20 protein-coding genes and 1 pseudogene are annotated in these 23,998 nt (G+C 71.1%); 10 read left to right on the plus strand and 11 right to left on the minus strand.

Annotation, left to right across the window (positions count from 1 at the left end; all coding sequences use genetic code 11):
- Positions 1-77: 77 nt before the first annotated feature.
- Positions 78-3,500, plus strand: a complete 3,423-nt coding sequence (locus tag ACZ6ZQ_RS23955; protein ID WP_469770531.1) for an AfsR/SARP family transcriptional regulator — start codon at positions 78-80, stop codon at positions 3,498-3,500.
- A gap of 111 nt (positions 3,501-3,611) precedes the next feature.
- Here ACZ6ZQ_RS23955 and ACZ6ZQ_RS23960 read toward each other — a convergent pair whose 3' ends face one another.
- The 4 genes from ACZ6ZQ_RS23960 to panB all read right to left on the minus strand — a co-directional run bounded on the left by ACZ6ZQ_RS23960 (position 3,612) and on the right by panB (position 7,029).
- Positions 3,612-4,442 (minus strand): ABC transporter permease, encoded by an 831-nt coding sequence (locus ACZ6ZQ_RS23960; RefSeq protein WP_469770532.1) that lies wholly within the window; start codon positions 4,440-4,442, stop codon positions 3,612-3,614.
- Positions 4,439-5,434: an ATP-binding cassette domain-containing protein gene (locus tag ACZ6ZQ_RS23965; protein ID WP_469770533.1), complete on the minus strand. Its 996-nt coding sequence runs from the start codon at positions 5,432-5,434 to the stop codon at positions 4,439-4,441. The genes ACZ6ZQ_RS23960 and ACZ6ZQ_RS23965 overlap by 4 nt, the downstream gene beginning before the upstream one ends.
- Positions 5,435-5,633: 199 nt before the next feature.
- Positions 5,634-5,999: a cupin domain-containing protein gene (locus tag ACZ6ZQ_RS23970; protein ID WP_469770534.1), complete on the minus strand. Its 366-nt coding sequence runs from the start codon at positions 5,997-5,999 to the stop codon at positions 5,634-5,636.
- A 163-nt stretch (positions 6,000-6,162) separates the two neighbouring features.
- The gene (panB, locus tag ACZ6ZQ_RS23975; protein WP_469770535.1) at positions 6,163-7,029 is read right to left on the minus strand and encodes a 3-methyl-2-oxobutanoate hydroxymethyltransferase; all 867 of its coding nucleotides are present in this window, start codon (positions 7,027-7,029) and stop codon (positions 6,163-6,165) included.
- 182 nt (positions 7,030-7,211) lie between these two features.
- Between panB and ACZ6ZQ_RS23980 the strand changes: the two genes are divergently transcribed.
- From ACZ6ZQ_RS23980 to ACZ6ZQ_RS23995, 4 genes and pseudogenes are all read left to right on the plus strand, one after another.
- The gene (locus ACZ6ZQ_RS23980; RefSeq protein WP_469770536.1) at positions 7,212-8,852 is read left to right on the plus strand and encodes an MFS transporter; all 1,641 of its coding nucleotides are present in this window, start codon (positions 7,212-7,214) and stop codon (positions 8,850-8,852) included.
- 152 nt (positions 8,853-9,004) lie between these two features.
- Positions 9,005-9,628 (plus strand): TetR/AcrR family transcriptional regulator, encoded by a 624-nt coding sequence (locus ACZ6ZQ_RS23985; RefSeq protein ID WP_469770562.1) that lies wholly within the window; start codon positions 9,005-9,007, stop codon positions 9,626-9,628.
- A gap of 165 nt (positions 9,629-9,793) precedes the next feature.
- Positions 9,794-10,822 (plus strand): endonuclease/exonuclease/phosphatase family protein, encoded by a 1,029-nt coding sequence (locus tag ACZ6ZQ_RS23990; protein ID WP_469770537.1) that lies wholly within the window; start codon positions 9,794-9,796, stop codon positions 10,820-10,822.
- A gap of 78 nt (positions 10,823-10,900) precedes the next feature.
- A pseudogene (locus tag ACZ6ZQ_RS23995) lies at positions 10,901-11,260 on the plus strand (MFS transporter); the annotation flags it as partial.
- Here the strand turns inward: ACZ6ZQ_RS23995 and ACZ6ZQ_RS24000 are convergent.
- Together ACZ6ZQ_RS24000 and ACZ6ZQ_RS24005 are read right to left on the minus strand one after the other, a co-directional pair.
- Positions 11,226-12,986, minus strand: coding sequence for an NAD+ synthase (locus ACZ6ZQ_RS24000; protein WP_469770538.1), 1,761 nt, complete (start codon positions 12,984-12,986; stop codon positions 11,226-11,228). The pseudogene ACZ6ZQ_RS23995 and the gene ACZ6ZQ_RS24000 overlap by 35 nt on opposite strands.
- A 130-nt stretch (positions 12,987-13,116) precedes the next feature.
- Entirely contained in the window at positions 13,117-14,805 is a 1,689-nt protein-coding gene (locus ACZ6ZQ_RS24005) for a multicopper oxidase family protein (RefSeq protein WP_469770539.1), read from the minus strand.
- A gap of 352 nt (positions 14,806-15,157) precedes the next feature.
- On the opposite strand from ACZ6ZQ_RS24005, the gene ACZ6ZQ_RS24010 reads away from it, so the two are divergent.
- Together ACZ6ZQ_RS24010 and ACZ6ZQ_RS24015 are read left to right on the plus strand one after the other, a co-directional pair.
- Positions 15,158-15,838 carry a DUF998 domain-containing protein gene (locus ACZ6ZQ_RS24010; RefSeq protein ID WP_469770540.1) on the plus strand — a complete coding sequence of 227 codons (681 nt, stop codon included), beginning with the start codon at positions 15,158-15,160 and terminating at the stop codon, positions 15,836-15,838.
- Complete coding sequence (locus ACZ6ZQ_RS24015) at positions 15,835-16,785, plus strand: alpha/beta fold hydrolase (protein ID WP_469770541.1); 951 nt, start codon at positions 15,835-15,837, stop codon at positions 16,783-16,785. Before ACZ6ZQ_RS24010 ends, ACZ6ZQ_RS24015 begins: the two co-directional genes overlap by 4 nt.
- On the opposite strand, the gene ACZ6ZQ_RS24020 is transcribed toward ACZ6ZQ_RS24015, so the two are convergent.
- Positions 16,706-17,125 (minus strand): CBS domain-containing protein, encoded by a 420-nt coding sequence (locus ACZ6ZQ_RS24020; protein ID WP_453666896.1) that lies wholly within the window; start codon positions 17,123-17,125, stop codon positions 16,706-16,708. The two genes, ACZ6ZQ_RS24015 and ACZ6ZQ_RS24020, sit on opposite strands and share 80 nt — an antisense overlap.
- Before the next feature lie 133 nt (positions 17,126-17,258).
- Between ACZ6ZQ_RS24020 and ACZ6ZQ_RS24025 the strand changes: the two genes are divergently transcribed.
- Positions 17,259-17,696, plus strand: coding sequence for a DUF5990 family protein (locus tag ACZ6ZQ_RS24025; RefSeq protein ID WP_469770542.1), 438 nt, complete (start codon positions 17,259-17,261; stop codon positions 17,694-17,696).
- Between the two features lie 131 nt (positions 17,697-17,827).
- Here ACZ6ZQ_RS24025 and ACZ6ZQ_RS24030 read toward each other — a convergent pair whose 3' ends face one another.
- From ACZ6ZQ_RS24030 to ACZ6ZQ_RS24040, 3 genes are all read right to left on the minus strand, one after another.
- On the minus strand, positions 17,828-18,526 hold the full coding sequence (locus tag ACZ6ZQ_RS24030; protein WP_469770543.1) for a DUF305 domain-containing protein: 699 nt from the start codon (positions 18,524-18,526) through the stop codon (positions 17,828-17,830).
- Positions 18,523-19,161, minus strand: a complete 639-nt coding sequence (locus ACZ6ZQ_RS24035) for a DUF3105 domain-containing protein (RefSeq protein WP_469770544.1) — start codon at positions 19,159-19,161, stop codon at positions 18,523-18,525. The genes ACZ6ZQ_RS24030 and ACZ6ZQ_RS24035 overlap by 4 nt, the downstream gene beginning before the upstream one ends.
- A 93-nt stretch (positions 19,162-19,254) precedes the next feature.
- A complete protein-coding gene (locus tag ACZ6ZQ_RS24040; RefSeq protein ID WP_469770545.1) occupies positions 19,255-19,671 on the minus strand; it encodes a hypothetical protein in 417 nt (138 codons plus the stop codon).
- Between the two features lie 142 nt (positions 19,672-19,813).
- On the opposite strand from ACZ6ZQ_RS24040, the gene ACZ6ZQ_RS24045 reads away from it, so the two are divergent.
- Positions 19,814-21,175, plus strand: coding sequence for a glutamine synthetase family protein (locus ACZ6ZQ_RS24045; protein ID WP_453666887.1), 1,362 nt, complete (start codon positions 19,814-19,816; stop codon positions 21,173-21,175).
- A 252-nt stretch (positions 21,176-21,427) separates the two neighbouring features.
- Entirely contained in the window at positions 21,428-23,236 is a 1,809-nt protein-coding gene (locus tag ACZ6ZQ_RS24050; protein ID WP_469770546.1) for a serine/threonine-protein kinase, read from the plus strand.
- Positions 23,237-23,417: 181 nt separating this feature from the next.
- Here the strand turns inward: ACZ6ZQ_RS24050 and ACZ6ZQ_RS24055 are convergent, their stop codons facing one another.
- Positions 23,418-23,855, minus strand: a complete 438-nt coding sequence (locus ACZ6ZQ_RS24055; protein ID WP_469770547.1) for a VOC family protein — start codon at positions 23,853-23,855, stop codon at positions 23,418-23,420.
- Between the last annotated feature and the right edge of the window lie 143 nt (positions 23,856-23,998).

Below are 23,998 nucleotides of genomic sequence, written 5' to 3' on the forward strand. Positions count from 1 at the left end.
TCTCCCGCGCAGCCGGTCTTCCGACGCACGGGCCATGCCGGTCCTGGCCGCTGGACAGCACCGGGGACAATGGGCGGGTGCGTTTCTCCGTACTCGGCACCACCCGGGCCTCCCACGACGACGGCGCCCCCGCCGCGCTCGGCGGGGCGCGGCTGCGTGCGCTGGTGGCTGTGCTGGCACTGCGCGGCGGGCGTACCGTCCCGGTCGCCGTCCTCGTCGACGAGGTGTGGGACGGCGAACCGCCGGCCGACGCGGTCGGGGCGGTCCAGGCCCTCGTCGGGCGGGCGCGGCGGGCTCTCGGGCACGGTGCGGTGGTCTCCGCGGACGGCGGGTACCGGCTGCACGTCGAGCCTGAGGACGTGGACCTCTACCGGTTCGAGCGGCTCGCGGGGGAGGGAGCGCGGGCGCTCGCGGAGGGGGACCCGGGCAAGGCCGTGGAACTGCTCGACGAGGCGTTCGCGCTGTGGCGGGGCCCGGTGCTGGCCGATCTGCCGGACCGTACCGCCGAGGCGGCCCGCTGGGAGACCCGGCGCCTGGCCGCCCGCCGCACCCGTCTGGCGGCGGCACTCGCCCTGGGCCGGGCGGAGGAGACGCTGGCCGAGCTCGCCGCGCTCTGCGGTGACCACCCGATCGACGAATCCCTCCACGCCCTCCGCATCCGCGCCCTGCGCGCCGCGGGCCGCACGGCGGAGGCCCTCGCGGCGTACGAATCGGTCCGCCGCGAGCTCTCCACCCGTCTGGGCACCGACCCCGGGACCGGACTGCGCGCGCTGCACGCGGAGCTGCTGAACCCGGACTTCGGATCCGTGCCCGTGCCCGGACCCGAGGGGCCCGCGGCACGTGGTCGTGCGGCAGGTGGCCGTACGTCGGACGGTCTTACGTCGGGCGGTCGTGCGGGCCTGGACGGAGCGGGGGCCACCGGACCGGAACCCCGTCGCTCCCCGCAGGGGAATCTGCGGGCGCGGCTCACCAGCTTCGTCGGGCGGGAGTCGGACATCGACGCCATCTGCGAAGACCTCGGCCGGGCGCGGCTCGTCACGCTGCTGGGGCCCGGCGGAGCCGGGAAGACACGGCTGTCGCAGGAGGCGGCCGAACGGGCGGCCGGGGCGTACGCGGACGGTGTGTGGCTCGTCGAACTCGCGCCCGTCGGCGACCCGGACAATGTGCCCGAAGCCGTCCTCACCGCGCTCGGCGCGCGCGAGACGGTCCTGCGCGGTGCGGGTGCGGAGGGGCTGCGGGCGGCGTCCGACCGGCACGGCGACGACCCGTTCATACGCCTCACGGAGCACTGCGCCCGCCGCCGGATGCTGCTTCTCCTCGACAACTGCGAGCACGTCGTGGCCGCCGCCGCGGACCTGTGCGAGCGGCTCCTGGAACGCTGCCCGGGGCTCACGGTCCTCACCACGAGCCGCGAACCCCTCGGTGTGCCGGGCGAGGCGGTGCGCCCCGTCGGCCCCCTGCCCGACCCGATGGCCGTGCGGCTCTTCGCCGACCGGGGAGCGGCCGCGAACCCCCTCTTCCGGATCGACGACGACCCTGCGGCGGCCGAGGAGATCTGCCGCCGCCTCGACGGGCTGCCGCTCGCCGTCGAACTCGCCGCCGCCCGGCTGCGGATGCTCACTCCGCGCCAGATCGCCGACCGTCTCGACGACCGTTTCCGGCTGCTGACCAGCGGCAGCCGCACCGTCCTGCCGCGCCAGCAGACCCTGCGCGCGGTCGTCGACTGGTCCTGGGACCTCCTCGACGACGCCGAACGCACCGTACTGCGCCGCCTCTCCGTCTTCGCCCGCGGCTGCGACCTTGCGGCCGCTGAGTCGGTCTGTGCGACGGAGGCCGCCCTCGACGTCGTCCCCGTACTCGGCGCGCTCGTCGACAAATCACTGGTCGTGGCCGCGCCTTCACCGGCCGGCGGCATGCGCTACCGGCTGCTGGAGACGGTCGGCGAGTACGCCGCCGAGCGGCTCGACGAGGCGGGCGACCGGGCGGACGCCGAGCGTGCCCATCTCGCCTACTACCGCGAACTCGCCCGCCGCACCGATCCGTTGCTCCGAGGACCGGAGCAGATCGGCGCCATCGCCCTGCTGGAGCTCGAGTACGAGAATCTGCGTACCGCGCTGCGCCGTGCCACCGCCGCCGGGGACGAGCAGGAAGCTCTCTGCCTGGTGCTCTCCCTGGCCTGGTACTGGCAGATGCGGGATCTGCGCAGCGACGCCCGGCACTGGGCGCTGGCCGCCGCCGCCCTCGGTCCCGATCCGTTCGAACCGCCCCTCGTCCCGGCCCCGCCGCTGCACGCACCGGCCACCGACGCTCCGCCACCGTTCGAGCCCGAGCAGCTCCTGGAGGCGCGACGCGGAGTGAGGCTGATCGGGATGGTCAGCATGGAGCACGGCATCGACGACTGGATGACGCCCGAGCGGCTGGAGTGGCTGCGCAGGGTGGCCACGGTCTACCGGCCGGGACTGCTGCAGACCTGCCGCTTCCCCGGCACGCTCTGGCTCTACGCGATCATGCTGACCGGCGACGGTGACCAGCTGCGCCATGTGGTCGACATGACCGTGAGCGGCTGCGAGGAGTCCGGTGACGAGTGGTCGCTCGCCGCCGCGCTCCAGATGCGCGCCAACGTCCTGGCCAACCGCAGTGAATGGGCGGGCGACGCCGTCGCCGACGCCGACCGCAGCCTGGAGATCTTCGACCGGCTCGGTGATCTGTGGGGTGCGGCCGAAGCGCTGTCGGCCCGGGGCGAGTCCCGTGAGCGGCAAGGTGAGTTCCGGCTCGCCGCCGAGGACTTCGCCGCCGCGGTGGACCGGGCCGAGCGGCTGGGGGCGCAGAGCCAGGTCCCGCTGCTGCGGTCCAGGCTGGCCGGTGTGCTGCCCGAACTGGGCCGTGGCGAGGAGGGCGAGGCCATCCTTCGGGACGTCCTCGCCGCCGCGCGTGAGGGCGTCGGCGCCCGCGAGGTCGTGCCCGCGGCCCGGCTCTTCCTCAGCCTGGAACTCGGCCGCACCGGGCGCACCGCGGAAGCGCGCGAACAACTGGAGCTGCTGGCCGAGGACTTCAGTCCGTCCGCACTCGCCATCTTCGAGGGAGTCCGGCTGGGCTGCCTCGCCTGGCTGGACTGTCTGGACGCCCGGTACGGCGACGCCGTGGGCCGCGCCGGCCAGGCGCTGGAGCGCGCGCTGACGCCGCTGTCGCTGGTGATCGCGCCGCATATGCCCGCGGTTCAGCTGGTGACCGCGGCCGAGGCGCTGGCCGGTCTGGGGCGTGAGCCGGCGGGCGACGCGGCCCGGCTGCTCGGCGCGTACGAGCAAGTGCTGCCGGCCGGACACGTCGTGGCCTCGTCCCAGGAACGGGAGGGCCGCGTCCGTGCCGAGCGGGCCACCCGCGCCGTTCTCACCGAGGCGGAGTTCGAGGCCCGGTACGCCGAAGGCGGCGACCTCACTCTGGAGGAGGCCGCCGCCCTGGTGCAGGCGTGGACCACGACGGCCGGCGAAGCACGGGCGTGAGGCACCGGTGTGCCGTGGAACCGGCGTGACGAAGCCAGGACCTGACACCGTGCCGCGTGCGACGCCACAGCGCCTTGCTGATGCCCAGCCGCGTTGATCAGGATCCGTAGATCAGGACTTCGTACGGAACTTGTGTATCGCGATCGGCGCCATCGTGACGGTGATCACCACCGACCAGATCAGCGTCACCCACACGTCGTGGGCCACCGGGCCGCCGTTCATGAGCCCACGGGCCGCGTCGGCCAGCGACGACAGCGGGTTGTAGTCCGTGAAGGTCTGCAGCCAGCCCGGCATGGAGCTGGTCGGCGCGAAGATCGAGGACCCGAACTGCAGCGGCATCAGCACGAGGAACCCCATTCCCTGGATGGCCTGGGCGTTCTTCATGGTCACGCCCATGGTGAGGAAGATCCACATGATCGAGGCCCCGAAGACCAGCGCGAGTCCGATGGCCGTGAACAGCCCGGGGACGTCCGCCACGGACAGCCCGAGCAGGAAGCCGACCGTCAGCAGGATCGCGATGGCGACCATCATCCGGCCGATCTCGACCACGATCTTGGCGATCAGGACGGAGGACCGGGCGATGGGCAGGGACCGGAAGCGGTCCATGACGCCCGTCTGGAAGTCCTGGTTGAAGCCGGTGCCGACACCCATCGCGATGTTCATGCCCTGCATCGCCATGAGGCCGGGCACCACATAGTTGACGTACGCGTCCTGGTTGCCCTTGCCGGAGATCGCGCCGCCGAAGACGAACACGAAGAGCAGGGTGAAGACGATCGGCATCAACACGGCGTCGAACATCGACTCCGGGTCCTGCCGGATCCACAGCAGATTGCGGCGGACCAGCGCGCCGATGTGCCGCAGATTGCCGCGCAGGCCGATACGGCCTTCGGCGGCGAGGGGGCTGGTGCTGACGGTGCTGGTGCTGACGGTGGTGGCGCTCACGCCGCGACCTCCTGGGGGATCGTGTCGGTGACGGGCGCCGTCTTGTGGCCGGTGATGGCCAGGAACACCTCGTCCAGGCTGGGCAGATCGGTGCCGATGTCGGCGATGGCGAAGCCGCGGGCCCCCAGCAGGCCGACCACGGCGGTCAGTTGTTCGTCGCTGAGGATCGGGACGTACAGCACGCCCTCGTCCGGCACGGCCTGCGCGCCAGCGATGCCGTCGAGCCCCGCCTCACGGACGGCCGAGGACATCGCGGGCAACTGCGCCGCGTCCGCCGGCCGGATCCGCAGGGTGCGGCCGCCGACCCTGGCCTTCAGCTCGTCGATCCTGCCCTCGGCGATGACCCGGCCGCGGTCGATGACCGTCAGCTCGTTCGCCAGCTGCTCGGCCTCTTCCATGTACTGGGTGGTGAGCAGGACGGTGACGCCTTCGGCGACCATCCGCTGGACCTCGTCCCAGACCTCGTTGCGGGTCCGCGGGTCGAGGCCCGTCGTCGGCTCGTCCAGAAAGAGCACCGCGGGCTGCCCGATCATCGAGGCGGCCAGGTCCAGGCGGCGCCGCATACCTCCCGAGTACGTGGAGGCCGGGCGCTTCGCGGCCTCCGTGAGGGAGAACCGCTCCAGCAGCTCGTCGGCTCGGCGTCGCGCGTCCTTGCGGGGAAGATCGAGGAGCCGCCCGATCATGTACAGGTTCTCCCAGCCGGACAGCTTCTCGTCCACCGAGGCGTACTGACCGGTGAGGCCGATGGCGCGGCGCAGCCGGCGGGGCTGGCGCAGCACGTCGAATCCGGCGACGGTGGCGCGGCCCGCGTCGGGCTTGATCAGTGTGGAAAGGCAGCGGACCAGGGTGGTCTTGCCGGCGCCGTTGGGCCCGAGGACACCGAGAACCGTGCCCTCACGGACATCGAGGTCCACCCCGTCCAGCGCCTTCGTCTCGCCGTAGTGCTTCACGAGGCCTCGTACCTCGACGGCGTTCTTGTCGATTCGCGTCATGCCGTACACGGTCGCAGCCGCCACCGACAACCCACCGACAAGCCGCCGACGAGCCACCGACAGGCTGTCGACAGACGGCCGACAGCCTGTGGACAACCGCACCGGCACGACGTGACGCAGGGGTCTGCGCAGGGATGACGCGGGGGTCTGCGCAGGGATGACGTGCGGACCGGGGGACGACGAAAGGTCTGCGAGAGGCCTACGCGGGCTTGGCGTAGTCCCCGAAACCCGTCCAGTCGACGAGAACACAGGGCTCGTCCCCGACGACCCAGGCGTCGTGCCCCGGCGCGACGCCGAGGTAGTCGCCCGGCCCCGCCTCAGCGGACTCGCCGTCGTCCATGACGACCTTCATTCGCCCGCTGATGATGTACGCCGAGTGCGTGGCCTGGCAGCTCTCGCCGCCGGCCACGGGCTTGACGTGCTTCGACCACTGCCAGCCCGGTTCGAAGACTCCTCGGCCGACGGGGCCGCGGTCTGTGGCGAGCACCTCCACCTTTCCCTTGCCGTCCTCGAAAGGCCGGGTTTCGTCGGCGGAGTCGAAGTTCTTGGCGAAGATTCCGGCCATGGTCAGCCACCTCCTGGAAGGAGCGGCGGATCCCGAGTCCGTTTTCAGGCTACGCCCGGGTGCCGGAGACGTCCCCGGCACGCCGACAGCCCGCCGACGGGGGAGGATCGGCGGGCTGTCGTTGGTGCCGGTAGTGGCTTGGAGCGCGTGGTGCGTGGTGCTGCTAGTGGAAGGTGTGCTCCTCGGCCGGGAACGCCCCGCCGACGACGTCGTCCGCGAAGGCCTTCGCCGCGTCGCCGAGCGTCTGCCGCAGATCCGCGTACTGCTTGGTGAAGCGCGGCACCTTCCCGCCTGTCATCCCGGCCATGTCGGTCCAGACGAGGACCTGGGCGTCCGTGTCGGGACCGGCGCCGATGCCGATGGTGGGGATGTGCAGTGAACGGGTGACCTCCGCGGCCAGCTCGGCCGGTACGAGTTCGAGGACGACGGCGAAGGCGCCCGCGTCCTGGGCCGCCTTGGCGTCGCGCAGCAGCCGGTGCGCGGCCTCGTCGCTGCGGCCCTGCACCCGGTACCCCATCGTGTTGACGGACTGCGGGGTCAGGCCGAGGTGGGACATCACCGGAATGCCGGCCTGGACCAGCAGCTCGGTCTGGGGCAGCGAGCGCTCCCCGCCCTCCAGCTTCACGGCGCCGACGCCGGCGTCCTTGACCAGCCGGGTCGCCGAGCGCAGCGCCTGGACCGGGCCTTCCTGGTACGAGCCGAAGGGGAGGTCGCCGACGACGAGGGCGCGCTTCGTGCCCCGTACGACGGCGGCGGAGAGGAGGGTCATCTCGTCCATCGTGACGGGCACGGTGGTGTCGTAGCCGAGATGGCAGTTGCCCATCGAGTCGCCGACGAGCATGACCGGGATGCCGGCCTCGTCGAAGACGGACGCGGTCATGGCGTCGTAGGCGGTGAGCATGGGCCACTTCTCGCCCCGCTCCTTGGCGGCGGCGATGTCGTGGACGGTGATGCGGCGAGTGCCCTTGCCGCCGTACAGCGCCTTGCTGCTGCTGTCGGCGGGCTGCTTCGGGGCAGCCTGAAGCGTCATGGTGAACGGCTCCTTCGTCATCTCGAGGCGCCCTTACGGCGTCCCCGGACCGGATCCATGGTGGCATCCCGGCGCCCGTCGCGGGAAGTGGGGCCGTTCACACCCCCGCAATGATTGGGCCATCCCGGTGCACTTTCTATACGAAACGGTCTCGTATCGAAATTCCGGGAACAACTGGGACCATGTCGACACCACCAGGGGCCCTCGCGGCCCCGCCCCGGGTACCGGAAGCCGTGCACCGACGCCGCTGGGCCATCCTCGGCGTCCTGATGTTCACCGTCCTCATCATGGTGCTGGACCACTCGGTCCTGAACGTCGCGGTCAAGACCATCGCCACCCCCGCGCCCGTCGGTATCGGCGCCACCCAGGCCGAGCTGGAATGGGCCATCAACTCCTACACGCTCGTCTTCGCCTCGCTGCTCTTCACGGCGGGGCTGGTCGGTGACCGTACGGGTCGCAAGAAGGCGCTGCTCTGCGGCATGGTCGTGTTCGGCATCGGCTCGGCGCTCGCCGCCTTCTCCGGGTCCTCGGCCGAGCTCATCACGTACCGCGCGGTGATGGGCGTGGGCGCCGCGTTCGTCATGCCGGCCACGCTCGCCGTCCTGATGAACGTGTTCGAAAGGGACGAGCAGCCCAAGGCCATCGGCATCTGGGCGGGTGCCGTGGGCATCGCCATCGCCCTGGGCCCGCTCACCGGCGGGCTGCTGCTCGAACACTTCTGGTGGGGCTCGATCTTCCTGGTCAACGTCCCGGTGGTGATCGTCGGCTTCGCCGCGATGCTGCTGCTGATCCCCGACTCCCGGGACCCGGACCCCGGCCGGATCGACCCCGTGGGTGTACTGCTCTCCATCGTCGGACTCGTCCTGCTGGTGTACGGGATCATCCGCGGCGGCCAACTGGCCTCCCTCACCGACAGGGGCGTGCTGCTGCCGCTGCTCGGCGGACTGGCCGTGCTCACGGCATTCGTGCTGTACGAGCTGCGCATCGACCATCCGGCGCTCGACTTCTCGTACTTCAGGAACCCCGCGTTCTCCGCCGCGATCACCGCGACCGCACTCGCCTTCCTCTCGATGATGGGCGTGGCGTTCTTCTCCGTCTTCTATCTGCAGACCGTGCTCGACCACAGCCCGCTGGAGGCCGGACTGCTGGTCCTGCCGCTCGCGGTGGCCCAGTCGGCGTTCGCGCCGCGCGCCCGGCTGGCCGTCGGCCGGTTCGGCGCCAAGGCGACCTGCACGGCCGGAATGCTGATGATCGCGGCGGGGCTCGCCTCCTTCGCCTTCTTCGACGCCACGACGCCGCTGTGGGCGATCGAGATCGCCTTCTTCGTCCAGGGCGCCGGAATGGGGCATGTGATGTCACCGGTCACGACCACGGTGATGCAGGCGCTGCCTCGGGAGAAGGCGGGTGTGGCCTCCGCGATCAACAACACCTTCCGGCAGATCGGCGGTGCGCTGGGAGTGGCGGTGCTCGGCTCGATCCTGTCCGCGACGTACCGGACCGGGATCGAGCCGGCCCTCGACGCGACGGCGGCCGTCCCCGCCGGGGCCAAGGCGGCGGCGGGGGAGTCGATCGAGGCGACGCTGAGTGTGGTGGAGAAGCTCGGGCCGTCCGGAGAGGTCCTGATCGGGCCTGCGTACCACGCCTTCATCGGCGCCATGCACCTCGCGTCGCTGGGGGCGGCGGCAGCGACGCTGGTGGGCGTCGTGGTCGTGGCGCTGTACCTCCCCGGGCGCACCCTTCCCGGGCCGGCGCAGGCGCCGTCCGTCCCAGGAGGGCCGGGGGAGCCGGAGGAGCGGTCGGCGGCGGGGGCGGCCCGGGGGTGAGATCCGACGGGTGGGATCCAACGGCTGGGCCCGGTCGCCGGGTGTCTGCCGGCCGGTACGAGACGCAGGAGCGGAGGCGAAGACGAGTGCGGGGCGAGGTCGAGACGGTGAGAGGCGCGGGTACGGACGTGGGCGCGGGCGCGGGTGTGGGAGTGGCGGCCGGCAGGTCCGTGGGCCCCGGCAGAGCGGCGGGGCGCGGCCGCCCCCGGAGCGAGGCGTCCGAACGGGCGATCCGCGCCGCCGTGGCGACGCTCCTCGAGGAGGGCGTTCCGCTCGGCGAGATCTCCATCGAGCGCGTCGCACGCACGGCGGGAGTCGGCAAGGCCACCATCTACCGGCGCTGGGGCAACAAGGAGGAGCTGTTCGTCGAGGTCCTCAGGGACATCGAGCCGCCGGATCCGGAACTGCCCGGCACCTCCGCCCGCGACGACCTCGTCGTGATGCTGGAGTCCGTACGCGTACGCGGTCTCGCGCAGCGCTCCTCCGCGCTCCTGCACAACGTGCTGGCACAGATGAAGAGCCACCCCAAGCTGTGGGCGGCGTACGTCGCGACCGTGATCGATCCCCGGCGCGTGACCGTGCTGGAGATCCTGCGGCGCGGGATCGCGGGCGGGGAGATCCGCGGCGACGTCGACATCGACCTGATCAACGACCTCATCGTCGGCCCCATGCTCGTACGCGCCGTGATGCGGCCCGACGCCCCGCTCGCCGACGACCTGGCGGAACGCATCGTCTCGGTGGCGCTGGAGGGGCTGCGTCCGCCGACCGTCCACTGACGCGCAATATGCACGTTCTGTCACAGCCGTCGTGCCGGCCCCCTTGATCGGAACCCGCCGCGCCGCCGGGTCGTCCTCGAACCCGTACGGAAGAAGGGCGCCGGTCATCGCCTAGTGTCAGGGGGCGGGTACGGCGTGCACGGCAAGGCAGTGAGGACGACGCACATGCGGCAGGGGCAGGCATACATGACGGAGTCGGGGAACGGCGGCGCGGAGGACCCCCGCTCCGGATCCCGGGTCCGTGCCCTGCTCGACCGCTGGCGGGACGATCCTGGGATCTGGCGGCGCGGCATCGTGCTCGCGGGCCTCGCCGTGGTCGTCGCCCTGCTGATGATCCTGCACGCCCAGATCCCCAACAAGGTCGGCAACCTGGGCAGCCTCACGGAGACGTTCCTGCCGTGGCTGGGGCTGTTCGTCCCGGTGCTGCTGGTCCTCGCGGTCGTTCGGAGGTCGGCGACCGCGCTGATCGCGCTGCTGCTGCCGACGATCGTCTGGCTGAACCTCTTCGGCGGACTCCTCACCGACAAGTCGGGCGGCGGCGGCGGACTCATGGTCGCGACACACAATGTGAACGCCGACAACCCGGACCCGGAGGGAACCGCCCGCGTGGTCGCGGCCTCGGGCGCGGACGTCATCGCGCTGGAGGAGCTGAAGGCGGACGCGGTTCCGACGTACGAGAAGGCCCTGGCGGCGCAGTACCCCCACCACTCGGTGCAGGGAACCGTCGGACTGTGGAGCAAGTACCCGATGAGCGACACCCGGCCGGTCGACATCCGGCTGGGCTGGACCCGCGCGATGCGCTCCACGGTGGCGACGCCCGAGGGCGACGTCGCCGTCTACATCGCGCACCTTCCGTCGGTACGGGTCAAGCTGAACGCGGGTTTCACCGCCAGCCAGCGTGACACCAGCGCGGACGCGCTGGGCGAGGCGATCGCCCGGGACCAGGTGGGCAAGGTGGTCCTGCTGGGCGACCTGAATGGCACGATGAACGACCGCTCCCTGAACGCGGTCACGTCCCAGATGCGCTCCACGCAGGGCGCAGCGGGCAACGGCTTCGGCTTCAGCTGGCCGGCGTCGTTCCCGATGGCGCGGATCGACCAGATCATGGTGAAGGGCGTCGAGCCGGTCTCCTCGTGGGCCCTTCCCCGTACCCCGAGCGACCACCTCCCGATCGCGGCTCGCGTCAAGCTCTGACCTTTCCCCCCCGATCGGTGGCGAGCATCCCCCGCAACCACCCGTTCATGTGCGGGGACAATCCATCTGAGAGTCTTTCTCACCACGGTCGTCCTCATCGGGGCCGTCGGCTTCATGACCACCACCCCGCTCCAGATGCTGGTGATGAACAAGGCCCAGGACGTCCCCACCCTGGCCGCCGCCTCCAACCACTCCGCATGCAACCTCGCCAACGCGGGCGGCGCCTGGCTCGGCGGCGCGGCGATCGCCGCAGGCTGGGGCTGGACCTCCCCGACGCTGGTCGGCGCGGCGCTCGCCGTCGTCGGCCTTGCCGTCGCGGCGGCTGCCGGACTGCTGGACCGTACGACGAAGGGGACCTCCCGCGTCGTCGCGGGAAGCCCCCTCACGGCGGCGGACCACCAGGTCAGTGCGTCGTCGTCTCCCGCCAGCGGTTCGTGATCGGCAGGCGCCGGTCCTTGCCGAAGACCTTCGTCGAGATCTTGGTGCCCGGCGGGTACTGGCGCCGCTTGTACTCGGCCGTGTCGACGAGCCGCAGGGTCCTCGCGACCAGCTCCTCGTCGTAACCGGCCGCCACGATCGCGTCCTTGCCCTGGTCGCGGTCGACGTACAGCTCCAGGATCCGGTCCAGGACGTCGTAGTCCGGGAGGGAGTCGGTGTCGACCTGGTCCGGGCGGAGCTCGGCGCTCGGCGGCTTGACGATGGAGTTCTCCGGGATCGGCGGGGTCTGCCCGCGCTCCTCGGCCGCCCGGTTGCGCCATTTCGCCAGCCGGAAGACCGAGGTCTTGTAGACGTCCTTGATCGGGCCGTATGCACCGACGGAGTCGCCGTACAGCGTCGAATAGCCCACCGCCAGCTCGGACTTGTTGCCCGGCGCGAGCACGATCTGGCCCTCCTGGTTGGAGACGGCCATCAGCATCGTGCCGCGCAGTCGCGACTGGAGGTTCTCCTCGGCGAGACCGGTGAGACCGAGCGAGCCCATGTACGCGTCGAACATCGGCTCGATCGGTACGGTCCGGAAGTTGAGGCCCGTGCGGCGGGCCAGCTCGGCGGCGTCGCCCCTGGAGTGGTCCGAGGAGTACTTGGACGGCATCGAGATGCCGTACACGTTCTGCGCGCCGAGCGCATCGCAGGCGATCGACGCGACAAGCGCTGAATCGATTCCTCCGGAGAGGCCGATCAGCACGGACCGGAAACCGTTCTTGGCGGCGTACGCGCGCAGGCCGACGACCAGCGCGGAGTACACCTCCTCGTCGTCGTCGAGGCGCTCGGCGTAACCGCCCGTCAGCTCGGGCTCGTACGCCGGTAGAGGCTCCTCGGAGAGGACGACCCGCTCGATGGCCAGGCCGTCGTCGACGATGCCCGTCGGGGGCTCGGCGGAGGCGGCCGGCAGTTCGAGGTCGAGGATCACGCTGCCCTCGGCGAACTGCGGAGCGCGCGCGATGACCTCGCCGTCCTTGTCGACGACGATCGAGTCCCCGTCGAAGACGAGCTCGTCCTGGCCGCCGATCATCGCAAGGTACGCGGTCGTGCAGCCGGCCTCCTGGGCGCGCTTGCGGACCAGCTCCAGGCGGGTGTCGTCCTTGTTCTGCTCGTACGGCGAGGCGTTGATCGAGACCAGCAGCCCGGCCCCGGCCGAACGGGTGGCCGGGACGCGGCCGCCGTCCTGCCAGAGGTCCTCGCAGATGGCGAGCGCGACGTCGATGCCGTGGACGCGGATGACCGGCATGGTGTCGCCCGGTACGAAGTACCGGAACTCGTCGAAGACGCCGTAGTTGGGCAGGTGGTGCTTGGCGAACGTCAGCACCACCGTGCCGCGGTGCAGCACCGCGGCGGCGTTCTGCGGGGCGCCGGCGGGCTGCCCGTACCGCGGCTGGGCCTTCTCCGAACGGTCGAGATAGCCGACGATCACGGGGATCTCCCCGTACCCCTCGTCGGCGAGCCGCAGCGCGAGCGCGCGCAGGGCGGCCCGTGACGCCTCGACGAAGGACGACCGCAGGGCCAGGTCCTCGACGGGGTAGCCGGTCAGCACCATCTCGGGGAACGCGACGAGGTGCGCCCCCTGCTCGGCGGCGTGCCGGGTCCAGTGCACGATCGACTCGGCGTTGCCGGCGAGATCGCCGACGGTCGAGTCGATCTGATTCAGAGCGAGGCGTAGTTGAGGCACGGGCCCAGTGTAATCGTCTCTCTGACGCGATGTCCTGGGGCGGGGGTGTGGGCCGCCCCACTCCCGATGCCCAGCCGGGTGGGGCCCGGGGAGGGGCGTCGGCCCCTCCCCGGAAGGGCCGGGGCGTGCCCTACTCGTCGTACGCGAGCGTCGTCATCATCCCGGATTCCGAGTGGTAGATGTTGTGGCAGTGCAGCATCCACAGGCCCGGATTGTCCGCGTCGAAGTCCGCCACCAGCTTGTGGTGCGGCAGCACGATCGCCGTGTCCTTGCGGGCGCCACGTCCGTTGACGCCGGTCAGGGCGTAGGTGTGGCCGTGCAGATGGACGGGGTGCCACATGTCCGTGGCGTTGATGATCACCAGTCGGACCCGCTCGCCGCGTTCGACCCTGTGGAGCGTGTCCGGGTCGTAGGGCTTGTGGTCGATGCCCCAGTCGTAGTTCTTCATGCCGCCGGTCAGCTTGAACTTGAGGAGGCGGTCGGGGCGGCGCCGGGACAGGGCCACGGACTCGTCCGGCCGGAGGCGGGCGGCCGACGTCAGGATCTTCCGGTCCAGCTCCGCGGGGCGCGTGGTCGGTTTGGGGGCCGGCCCGCTTCCCGTGCGCAGGACGGCCATCGCCGAGCCCCTCTTGCCCTCGGCGAGCGCGGTGAGCGGAAAGACACCGTCCTTCGCGGTGACCATCACGTCGTACCGCTCGGCCATGCCGATGAGCAGTGCGTCGGTCCTGTGGTGCCGGACGGGATAGCCGTCGGTGTGGGTGACCGTCAGCTCGTGGCCGCCGAGCGCCACCCGGAAGGCCGATTCGCCGCCGGCGTTGATGATGCGCAGCCGGATCCGGTCGCCGGGCTTGGCCTTGAACTGTGTGGGATCGTCCGCCGTGCGCCCGTTGATCAGGTAGTGCGGGTAGGCGACATCGCCCGCGTGGCCGCCGAGCAGCTTGCTCGTGGCGCCCGTCATCAGCCGTTTCGGGCCGTTCCCGCGGTACGGCGACGGTGACGGGGCCTTCCCGTCCGGTGCCTGCGCCATCGCCAGCCCCCCGCCACCGGCTCCCACCGGCCCGGAAGGCGCCCGCTCGTGGCCATCGCGGCCGTCGCGGCCGTCGTGGTCGTCGTGCCCGGCGCCGTGGCCCATGGCGGGCCTGCCCTTGCGGAGCTGGGCGAGGACATCGTCCGGGGTGGAGCCGCCCACCCCGTCGATCCAGTCGTCCAGGATGACGATCCACTCGTGGTCGTACGCGAGCGGCTCCCGCGGGTCGTCCACGATCAGCGGCGAGTACATCCCGCTGTCGACCTGCACGCCCATGTGGGGATGGAACCAGTACGTCCCGGGATGCGGCACCTCGAAGCGGTAGTCGTGCGCCCCGCCCGGCTTGATGGGCGGCTGCGTGACGTACGGCACGCCGTCCATGTGGTTGCTCAGCGCGATGCCGTGCCAGTGCACCGTGGTCGGCACCGGCAGATGGTTGGCGACGGTGAGTGCCAGAGTGTCGCCCGCGGTGATCCGGACCGCCCGGCCCGGCAGTTCGCCGTTGTACGTCCAGGACCTGAAGGTGCGCCCGGCGCCCAGCTCGACCGTGGTCGGGGTGGCGGTGAAGGTGCGGCTATGGACCCGTGCCCCGTCGCTCGGTGTGTCCGAGGGGTCGGCCTTCCTGCCGTCCGGCGCGGCGGTTCTCTCCGGCCTGGCGCCCGGGGCCCCCTGAGGGCCGCCGCCGTCCGGTCCGCTGCCCGAACAGGCCCCCAGAAGTCCGGATCCTGCGGCGGCGATCCCGGCGCCGAGCAGGGCGCGGCGGGTGTGAGAGGTCTGACGGGTGTGCTCCATGCGCATGACTATGTGCACCTCGCTGTGGATGAGGAGGAGAGCGTGGGGAGGCGTGCGTCTGCTACCGCCGTCCGGGCAGGACGGGACGGCCGGACGCGCTCCTGCATCCGCAGCACCGGCAGGGCGGCGGGGACGGTCCGGCGGGTGGTGGATTCGGGCCTACGGGCAGCGGCGGCCGCGGCCTGCCGATGCTCGCGCCGCCGGTCCGGGCGGACCCGCTGCGTATGCGGACCCGCTTCCTATGAGGAACTGCCCGTCCATGGCCCTCCGTCGGTCGTCATACGGGCAGACTACCCCCGCCGGGTATTGTTTTCGGACCGATTCGTCACGACACGTCATAACATAGTCACCGATGCCTGGAACGATCGGTATGCCCAAAGTTGTCGCATTGCTGATCGCGCTGGGTTCCGCCGCGTACACCGCCTGGGTGCTCGAACTGGCCTTCCCCACCGGCCTCGACCCCGTCCAGACGTACGTCAGTGAACTCGCCGCCGCCGACCAGCCCTTCGGCGGACTGTTCCGTGCCACCGACCTGGTCGCCGGACTGCTCGTCCTCGCCGGAGCGTGCTGTGCACTGGTGCGGCTGCCGCAACGCCCCTGGACGGTCGTCGGCTGGGCCGGGCTGCTGCTCTTCGGCGCCGCGACCGCCGCCGACTCGCGGCTGCCGCTGAGCTGCGCCGCGACGGCGGATCCCGAGTGTGCCGCCCGCGAGGAGGCCGGACTTGTGCCGGCCACCCACACGGCCCACGCCTGGAGCAGCAGCCTCGCGGTCCTGGGCGCGGTCACCGGGATCGTGGCGCTCACCGTCGCCGCCCGCCGCTACCGCTGGTGGGCGCCGCTCGCCAGGACCGGTCCGGTGCTCCTCGCCCTCGAACTGGCCGCCACCGTCTGGACCCTGGCCGCCGTCGCCGCGTTCGAGACGGACCGCGGCACCTGGTTGCTGGGGGCCGGTCAGCGGCTCCAAGTACTGCTGGTGGCAGTGTGGCTGGCAGTACTGGCGTATTCGGTGGCACGGGAGGGGCGGGGCATATGACGCAGGGAGCAAGGCCGGGCGGTTTCGTACAGATCGGTGGGGTGCCCCATCACGTCGTCGTCGAAGGCAGCGGCCCCGTCTGCGTGCTGAGCGCGGGCCTCGGGATGAGCTGGTTCGACTGGGACCCCGTCGTCCCCCTGCTCGCGCCGCACCGCACCGTCGTGCGCTTCGACCGGCCGGGACACGGGCTGAGCGGACCGGCCGCCGTACCCCCGTCCGCCGCGGGCGAGGCTCACCGCATCGCCGCACTCCTCGACGCGGTCGGCTGCGAAGGGCCCGCCACCGTCGTCGGCCACTCCATCGCGGGCTTCCACGCGGAGGCGTTCGCCCGCCTCCACCCCGACCGTGCGGCCGGCATCGTACTGGTCGACTCCAGCGTCGAGGAGCATGCGCGGGTGCCCGCCGCCCCCGCGGTCCGTACGGCCGTGGCGCGCGGCGTCGGCACGGCGCTGACCGCCGTGGGCGCGCCCGCCGCGCTCGGCCCGCTCACCCGGCGCGCCAGTATCCGGCTCTCCCGTACGGGCGGCGGCGACCCGGCCCCCGCCGCGCTCGTACGCCGCTGCTACGGCACCGCGCGCGTGCTGCAGGGAGCCCTGCTGGAGAACACCCACTACAAGGCGGTCGCCGCCGAACTGCTCGCCCTGCGCGAGCGGTTCCCGCTCCCGGACGGGGTTCCGGTGACTGTACTCGCCGCATACGACGGAGGCGGTGGGCGGTTCGCGCTGCGCGCGCTGGAGCGGCAGCGCGCGCTGGCCCGGCGGCTCGGGGACGCCCGCTTCGAGGTCGTCGAACCGTCGGGCCACCTGATCATGCTGGACCGCCCGGACGCGGTGGCCCGGGCGGTCCTGATGCCGGGGGAGGAGCGGGTCAACCCCGCGCGTACACCTGCTCGACCCACGACGCGATCTGGTCCTCCGACAGGTGCTGGGCCAGATCGGCCTCGCTGATCATTCCCACGAGGCGCTTGTTCTCGATCACCGGCAGCCGGCGGATCTGGTGGTCCTGCATCTCGTGCAGCACCTCGTCCACATCCGCTTCCGCGTCGATCCAGCGCGGGGTGCCCTTGGCCATGTCGCCCGCGGTGATCTTCGAGGGGTCATGGCCCATGGCCACACAGCCCACGACGATGTCACGGTCGGTCAGGATGCCGCAGAGCCGTTCATCGGCATCGGCGATGGGCAGTGCACCCACGTTCAGTTCGCGCATCAGCTGCGCGGCGCGGTCGAGCGTCTCGTGCGACGGGATCCACTGGGCCCCGCGATGCATGATGTCCTTGGCGATGGTCATGGAGTTCGTACCTCCTGGGTTCGTACCTCCTGGGTGCGGCCCACGCGATCCGATGTCGCCCGATGCTGCCCAGTACCACCCGATGCCACCGATGTCACCCGGTTCCGCCGAACGGGTGGGAAGGAGCCTTCCGATGGCCCGGCTGCTCTTGCGTATCACGGGCCGGGACCTGCCCGGCCGCGACTGCGGAGACTTCTCCGACGTGCACGTAGGTACGCAGCGGGGCAAGGAACCCGATCAGCTGGTCCCGGCGGACGCCGAGGAAGCCGTATTCGACATTACCGCCGACACCGTCGAGGCGCCCGACGGAACGACCGACTTCCGCGGGCCCTGTGTACAGGGGCGACGCGGCGAGCGGTTCCTGTATCTGACCTGGGGCGAACTGCCGGCGGGAGGCACCTTCACGATGTTCCGGCGGGCGAAGCTGTTCTTCGCCGACATTCCGGCGGAGCTGGTGGTGGCGGGTGCGGCCGAGGCGACGCTCGGGCTGACCGACGGCCACGGACTGCCGCTGAGCGCGGCGGTCCGCCCGCCCCGGGTGGTGTGGCGCGCCTGGGCGGGCGAAGGCTGAACCGGTCCCGGTCCCGTTTCCCGTTCCCGTTCCCGGGCCCGGCTCGGCCCGGGAACGGTGCGGAGTCTGCCGTCCAGCTCTGTCGGCTCTGCCTGCTCTGCCGGCTGTGGCGACTCCGCACCGGTCCGGCGTCAGCTCCGGGGCGCGGCGCCGCGCCTCTTCAGCAGGTCGGCCATCAGGTCCAGCTCGGACTGCTGGGCGTCGACCATGCCCTGGGCGAGGTCCTTCTCCGTGTCCACCGTGCACAGGTCGGCACAGCCCTGGGCCATCGCGACCCCGCCCTTGTGGTGGTCGGTCATCAGCTGCAGATAGAGGATCTCTGCCTGCCTGCCGCTCGCCTCGGCCAGCTGCGCCAGCTCGGTCCTGGTGGCCATCCCGGGCATCAGCGAGCCGTCCCGGACCTCATGCCCGTCATGCCCGTCCTGGCCGCCGTGCCCCCCGTGACCACCCTCGGCGGACTTCATCCAGGCCATCGGCCCGGTCCCGGCCGAGACCTTCGGCAGCCCCCACAGATCCAGCCAGCCGAGCAGCATGCCCCGCTGGTTGGCCTGCGTGTTGGCGATGTCGTACGCGAGCCTGCGCACCTCCTCGTCCTGCGTACGGTCCCGGACGATGAAGGACATCTCCACCGCCTGCTGATGATGGACCGCCATGTCACGGGCGAAGCCGGCCTCCGGGGAGTCCGCCCCGGGGGCCGTCGCCGTCTCCCTACCACCGTCCGCGGCACCGTCCCCGCCCGTGGACGCGACCGTGGCCGCGCCCGCGAACAGCAGCGCCAGCACGACGGCCGTGATCGAGGCCCAGTGCGTCCGGCTGAGTTTCAGGGTCACGCGCCCAGCCCACCTGTGCACGCGGCACCCGGCTCCGGCGTCTGCGCACCCTGCACGTACTTGGTGAAGAACTGGTCCACCCGCGGGTCGTCCGCGCTGTCCACCGTGACCTGCTTGCCCCAGGCGCTGAGCATGATCGCCCCGGCCTGGTCCTGCACCGGGCTCATCAGCGAGTACGAGGTCTCGCCGACCTTGTCCTTCAGCTTCTTCACGTCGGCGGCCGGGGCCTTGTCGTTGTACGTCACCCACACCGCGCCGTGCTCGAGCGAGTGCACGGCGTTCACCTCGGGGACCGCCTTGTCGTAGACGTTGCCGTCGCAGTTCATCCACGCCTGGTGGTGGTCACCGCCGACCGGCGGCTTCATCGGGTACGTCACCGGCGTCTTGACGTGGTTGCGGCCGAGCTTCTTCGCGTCCCAGGACTTCTCGTCCTTGATCGGCGCCTTGGCGGTGGCCTCCGCCTGCTCCTTCTTCTCGCCTTCCTTGTTGAGTACGTACGTACCGAAACCGACGAGGGCCGCGACCACGAGGCCGCTGACCGAGATGGTGATGATGCGGTTGCGGCGCTCGCGGGCCTGCTCGGCCCGGCGCATCTCCTCTATACGGGCCCGGCGGTCGTTCGTCCTGGTAGCCATTTTTCTTCGTCCTTCTTCTGCGTCAGGTGCGTCAGGTGCGTCTGGGAACAGGGACAGCCCGCCCTGGGGGCGGATTCGGCGGAACCGGTCCTGTCATGTCCGCAGCACTTGAAGGACGTGGAGATCCGGAGCCCGGGGAAGTACTCCGGTGCGGGGCACCCGGGCGGCGTGGTGTGCCTGGGCGGGGCCGGGCGGCAGTCCGGCACTGTCGAGGGGCCCGTCCAGGGGCGGGGCGGTGAGCACGGCGGGGCTGAGATGCCGGAAGAGGCCGCAGTCGCCCCGGTCGTACGGACAGCTGTACTCGGCGTCGGACGGGGTGGTGGACGCCGTTGTGAGCACCCGGTGGACGCCGGTGCCGGCGCCGTGCGCTCCCTCGGCGGTACCCGTGGCCGCGCCGGTGCCCGCCTGGCCCAGGCAGATGAAGAGCGCGGCGAGGAGCGTCGCCACGGCGCTCCCGAGTGCCATGGGACGCGCGGTGCGCGCGATGCGGTAGTGCCGCAGGCCCCCCATGGGCGGAGATGGTAATGGCGGGAGCGTGCCGCATGTCATACGGGGTGCGTAATCTGGGCGAAACCCCGGGTCGTGATACTGAAGCTTCCCTCTACGCCCTGGCGGTGGTGCACAGGCCGTCTGAACTGCAAGGATGTGGCTCATGGACAAGCAACAGGAATTCGTGCTCCGCACGCTCGAGGAGCGCGACATCCGGTTCGTACGCCTGTGGTTCACCGACGTGCTCGGTTTCCTGAAATCGGTCGCCGTGGCACCCGCCGAGCTGGAGCAGGCCTTCGATGAGGGCATCGGCTTCGACGGCTCCGCGATCGAGGGTTTCGCGAGGGTCTACGAGTCCGACATGATCGCCAAGCCGGACCCGGGCACCTTCCAGATCCTGCCCTGGCGCGCGGAGGCCCCCGGCACGGCCCGGATGTTCTGCGACATCCTCATGCCCGACGGCTCTCCGTCCTTCGCCGACCCGCGTTTCGTCCTGAAGCGGATCCTGGCCAAGACCTCGGACCTGGGCTTCACCTTCTACACCCACCCCGAGATCGAGTTCTTCCTGCTGAAGGACAAGCCCCTCGACGGCACCCGCCCCACCCCCGCGGACAACTCCGGCTACTTCGACCACACGCCGCAGAACGTCGGGATGGACTTCCGCCGCCAGGCCATCACGATGCTGGAATCCATGGGCATCTCCGTGGAGTTCAGCCACCACGAGGGCGCGCCCGGCCAGCAGGAGATCGACCTCCGGTACGCGGACGCGCTGTCGACCGCCGACAACATCATGACGTTCCGCCTGGTCATGAAGCAGGTCGCGCTGGAGCAGGGCGTCCAGGCCACCTTCATGCCGAAGCCGTTCTCCGAGCACCCCGGCTCCGGCATGCACACCCACCTCTCCCTCTTCGAGGGCGACCGGAACGCGTTCTACGAGTCGGGCGCCGAGTACCAGCTCTCCAAGGTGGGACGTTCCTTCATCGCCGGCCTGCTCAAGCACGCCGCGGAGATCTCGGCCGTCACCAACCAGTGGGTCAACTCGTACAAGCGCATCTGGGGCGGCTCGGCCCGCACCGCGGGCTCCGGCGGCGAGGCCCCCTCGTACATCTGCTGGGGCCACAACAACCGCTCGGCCCTGATCCGCGTCCCGATGTACAAGCCCGGCAAGACCGGTTCCGCCCGCGTCGAGGTCCGCTCCATCGACTCCGGCGCCAACCCCTACCTGACCTACGCGGTCCTGCTCGCCGCGGGCCTCAAGGGCATCGAGGAGGGCTACGAGCTCCCGGCCGGCGCGGACGACGACGTCTGGGCGCTGTCGGACGCCGAGCGCCGCGCGATGGGCATCGAGCCCCTGCCGCAGAACCTGGGCGAGGCGATCACGCTGATGGAGCGCAGCGAGCTGGTCGCCGAGACGCTCGGGGAGCATGTCTTCGACTTCTTCCTGCGCAACAAGAAGCAGGAGTGGGAGGAGTACCGCAGCGAGGTCACCGCCTTCGAGCTGCGGAAGAACCTGCCGGTGCTGTAAGCGCAGGTCAGCGCAGTTACTGAGGCTGAACGACACTCCGGGCCGACGGTCACCGACCGTCGGCCCGGAGGCGTCGTGCCCCAGCGGCACGGCAGGGCAGCAGGCACTTCGCTGTGCACTTCTGTTCCAGGCGCTGTCGCACGTGAAACGCACGGGCTCGAGTTGCTCGCCATTCGGCTGAATGCGATACCTGGGGATGGGGGGTCCCATGATCGCCGGGAACCGTGCCGGCCACCTGGAAGAAGTGGCGCCATGACCGGAGCACACGAGGCCGCCGGGCGAGTGATCGCCGGGCGCTACCGGCTCCTGCGCCAGCTGGCTGCCGGGGGCATGGGCCGCCTGTGGCTCGCCTACGATCAGGAACTCGCGTGTGAGGTCGCACTCAAGGAGATCGCCCTGCCGCCGGCCGTCCCGGACCGCGAGGTGAGCGCCCGGATCACCCGGGCCCGCGGTGAAGCGCGGCGCGCCGCCCGGCTGCGCGACCATCCGCATGTCGTGACCGTGCACGACATCGTGGAGGACGGCGGGCTGCCGTGGATCGTCATGGCGTTCATCCCCGGCGCCACCGACCTGGAGGCGGTGGTGCGCGAGCACGGGCCGCTGCCGCCCGCAGAGGTGGCCCGGATCGGGCTGGCGGTCCTGGACGCACTGCTGGAGGGCCACCGGCTCGGCGTCCTGCACCGGGACGTCAAACCTGCCAACATCCTGCTGACCAGCCCCGACCCGCGGCCCGGGTACCGCACCAGGGGCGGGCAGGTGCTGCTGACCGACTACGGCATCTCGCTGGAGCCGAGCTCCGGCGAACCGCGGCTGACCGGTACGTCGGAACTCGTCGGGACCCCGCGCTTCATGGCCCCGGAACGGGCCCGTGGCGAACCGCCCACGCCGGCCTCCGACCTGTTCTCACTCGGCGCCACCCTGTATTTCGCGCTCGAGGGGACCGGGCCCTTCGAGCGCGAGACCGACTACGCCACGATGGGTGCCCTGCTCTTCGAGGAGCCGACCCCGCCCAGAGGGGCAGCGGAGCTGGCTCCGGTCGTGCTCGGGCTGCTGACCAAGGACCCCGCGCAGCGGATGGAGGGGGAGGAGGCTGCGCGGCGGCTCGTCCCCGTCATCGCCGCCGAGCCCCACCCGGCACAGCAAGCGACGCTCTCGGACTGGACGCTGCCGTCAGAGCGCCCCACCGCGCAGAAGCCGGCTGTCGCCGAGGGACCGGGCCCGCCGCCGGGTCCCCTGTCTCCGCGCCCTCCGCCCGATCGGGCCGGCCCAGGTCCGCGCCCCGAACCATCCTGGTGGCGCTCGCGGCGAGGCCTCGTTCCGCTCATCACCGGGGTGGCCGTGGTGCTGGTGCTGTTGCTGGGCTTGGTGCTGCTGCTTCGAGGCGGTGGAAGGGGTCCTTCGGAAGGGGGCACTTCGCCTTCCCCCCATCACACCGCATCCGTTTCACCGTCCCCGCGTGACACCGCGTCCGAAGCCGCCGAGGCGCACAGGATCGCATTGGCGGTGGCGCTCTCACCCCAGGACTGGGGCCCGGGGTTCGTTCCCAGCGACCCGTACGAGGAGGACCCGGCTCTGGAAGAAGCGGTCCGGCCCAATTGCGAGTTGTACCGGAAACCCCTGCGGGCGGGCACACTTGCCGGGGTCAGCCGTGCAGCACAGGACAACCTGCAAGGCTTCAGCACCAGTTCCCTGGTGGCGGTGTACGTGGACGACGCCACGGCACGAGAATCCCTCGCCGACGACAGAAACACGACCCATCGCTGTACCACTCAGCGCATGGGCAAATCCCGCTGGGACGACGTGCACGAAGCCATCGCCCCGCCTTTGTCCGGATTTGACGAGGTGATCTCCGAGGAAGGAAGGCTCGCCACCTACGATGACGGCAGTAAGGCGAACCTGCCCTACATCGTGCTGATCGGTCGGACAGGGAAAACCACGGTCTCCGTCTACGTGAGCGGCCCGCCCGAGAGGCTGGCGGAGACTCGCCAGAAGGCCACGGATGCGCTGCTGCTGATGCGCAGTCGCCTTTCCGAGCAGTCGAAGGCAGCGGAGAGCCGATGACGTCCCGTCGGCACTGCGGGGCCACCCTCTCCCGGGCGTACGTCGACGACATCACCAAGCGCCGGGGCTGCACCGACGTCGAACTCCCCGCGCCCCTCCGCCTTCGAGGCGGCCAAGTGAGGTGACCTGACCTGACCTCGCTGTCGGGCCGCCTGATCCAGCCCGATCCACCGGACAGGCGCTAGTGGCGGCGGTCCGACAGGGGCGCCGGGGCCTCCTGGACGACCCAGCCGTTGCCGTCGGGGTCCTGGAAGAACACGAACGAGTTCCACGCCTCGCCCCTGCCCTGGGCCCAGCCCGTGGCGGCGACATGCTGGACCGCGCTGACCGCGACGCCGCGGGCGAGCAACTCGTCGTGGGCCGACTCGATGTCGGGGACACAGAGTTGCAGGCCCTGGATGGCGCCGGGGGCCATCACCGTCTGGCCGGGGGCCGGAGGCATGCCCTCACCGATGACGATCGAGCAGGGCGACCCGGGCGGGGTCAGCTGGATGATGCGGACGCCTTTGCCGATGCTGCTGTCGTGGTCGACCGTGAAGCCGCACTGGTCGGCGTAGAAGGTCCTGGCCCGGTCGACGTCGCTGACCGGGACGACGATCACTTCGAGGGTCCATTCCATGGCGATGCCCGGATTCCTTGCGGGGACCGGCTAGGTCGTGTCTGACAAATAGCGCCGTCCGCCCGCAGGGCGGGGCGCGCGGCGTCCGGTGCGTGCAATCGCAAGGCGGTGGGGGCACCTCCCAGGCGCAGCTCTGGGGGAGA

The sequence above is a fragment of the Streptomyces sp. NPDC053673 genome (assembly GCF_055585225.1).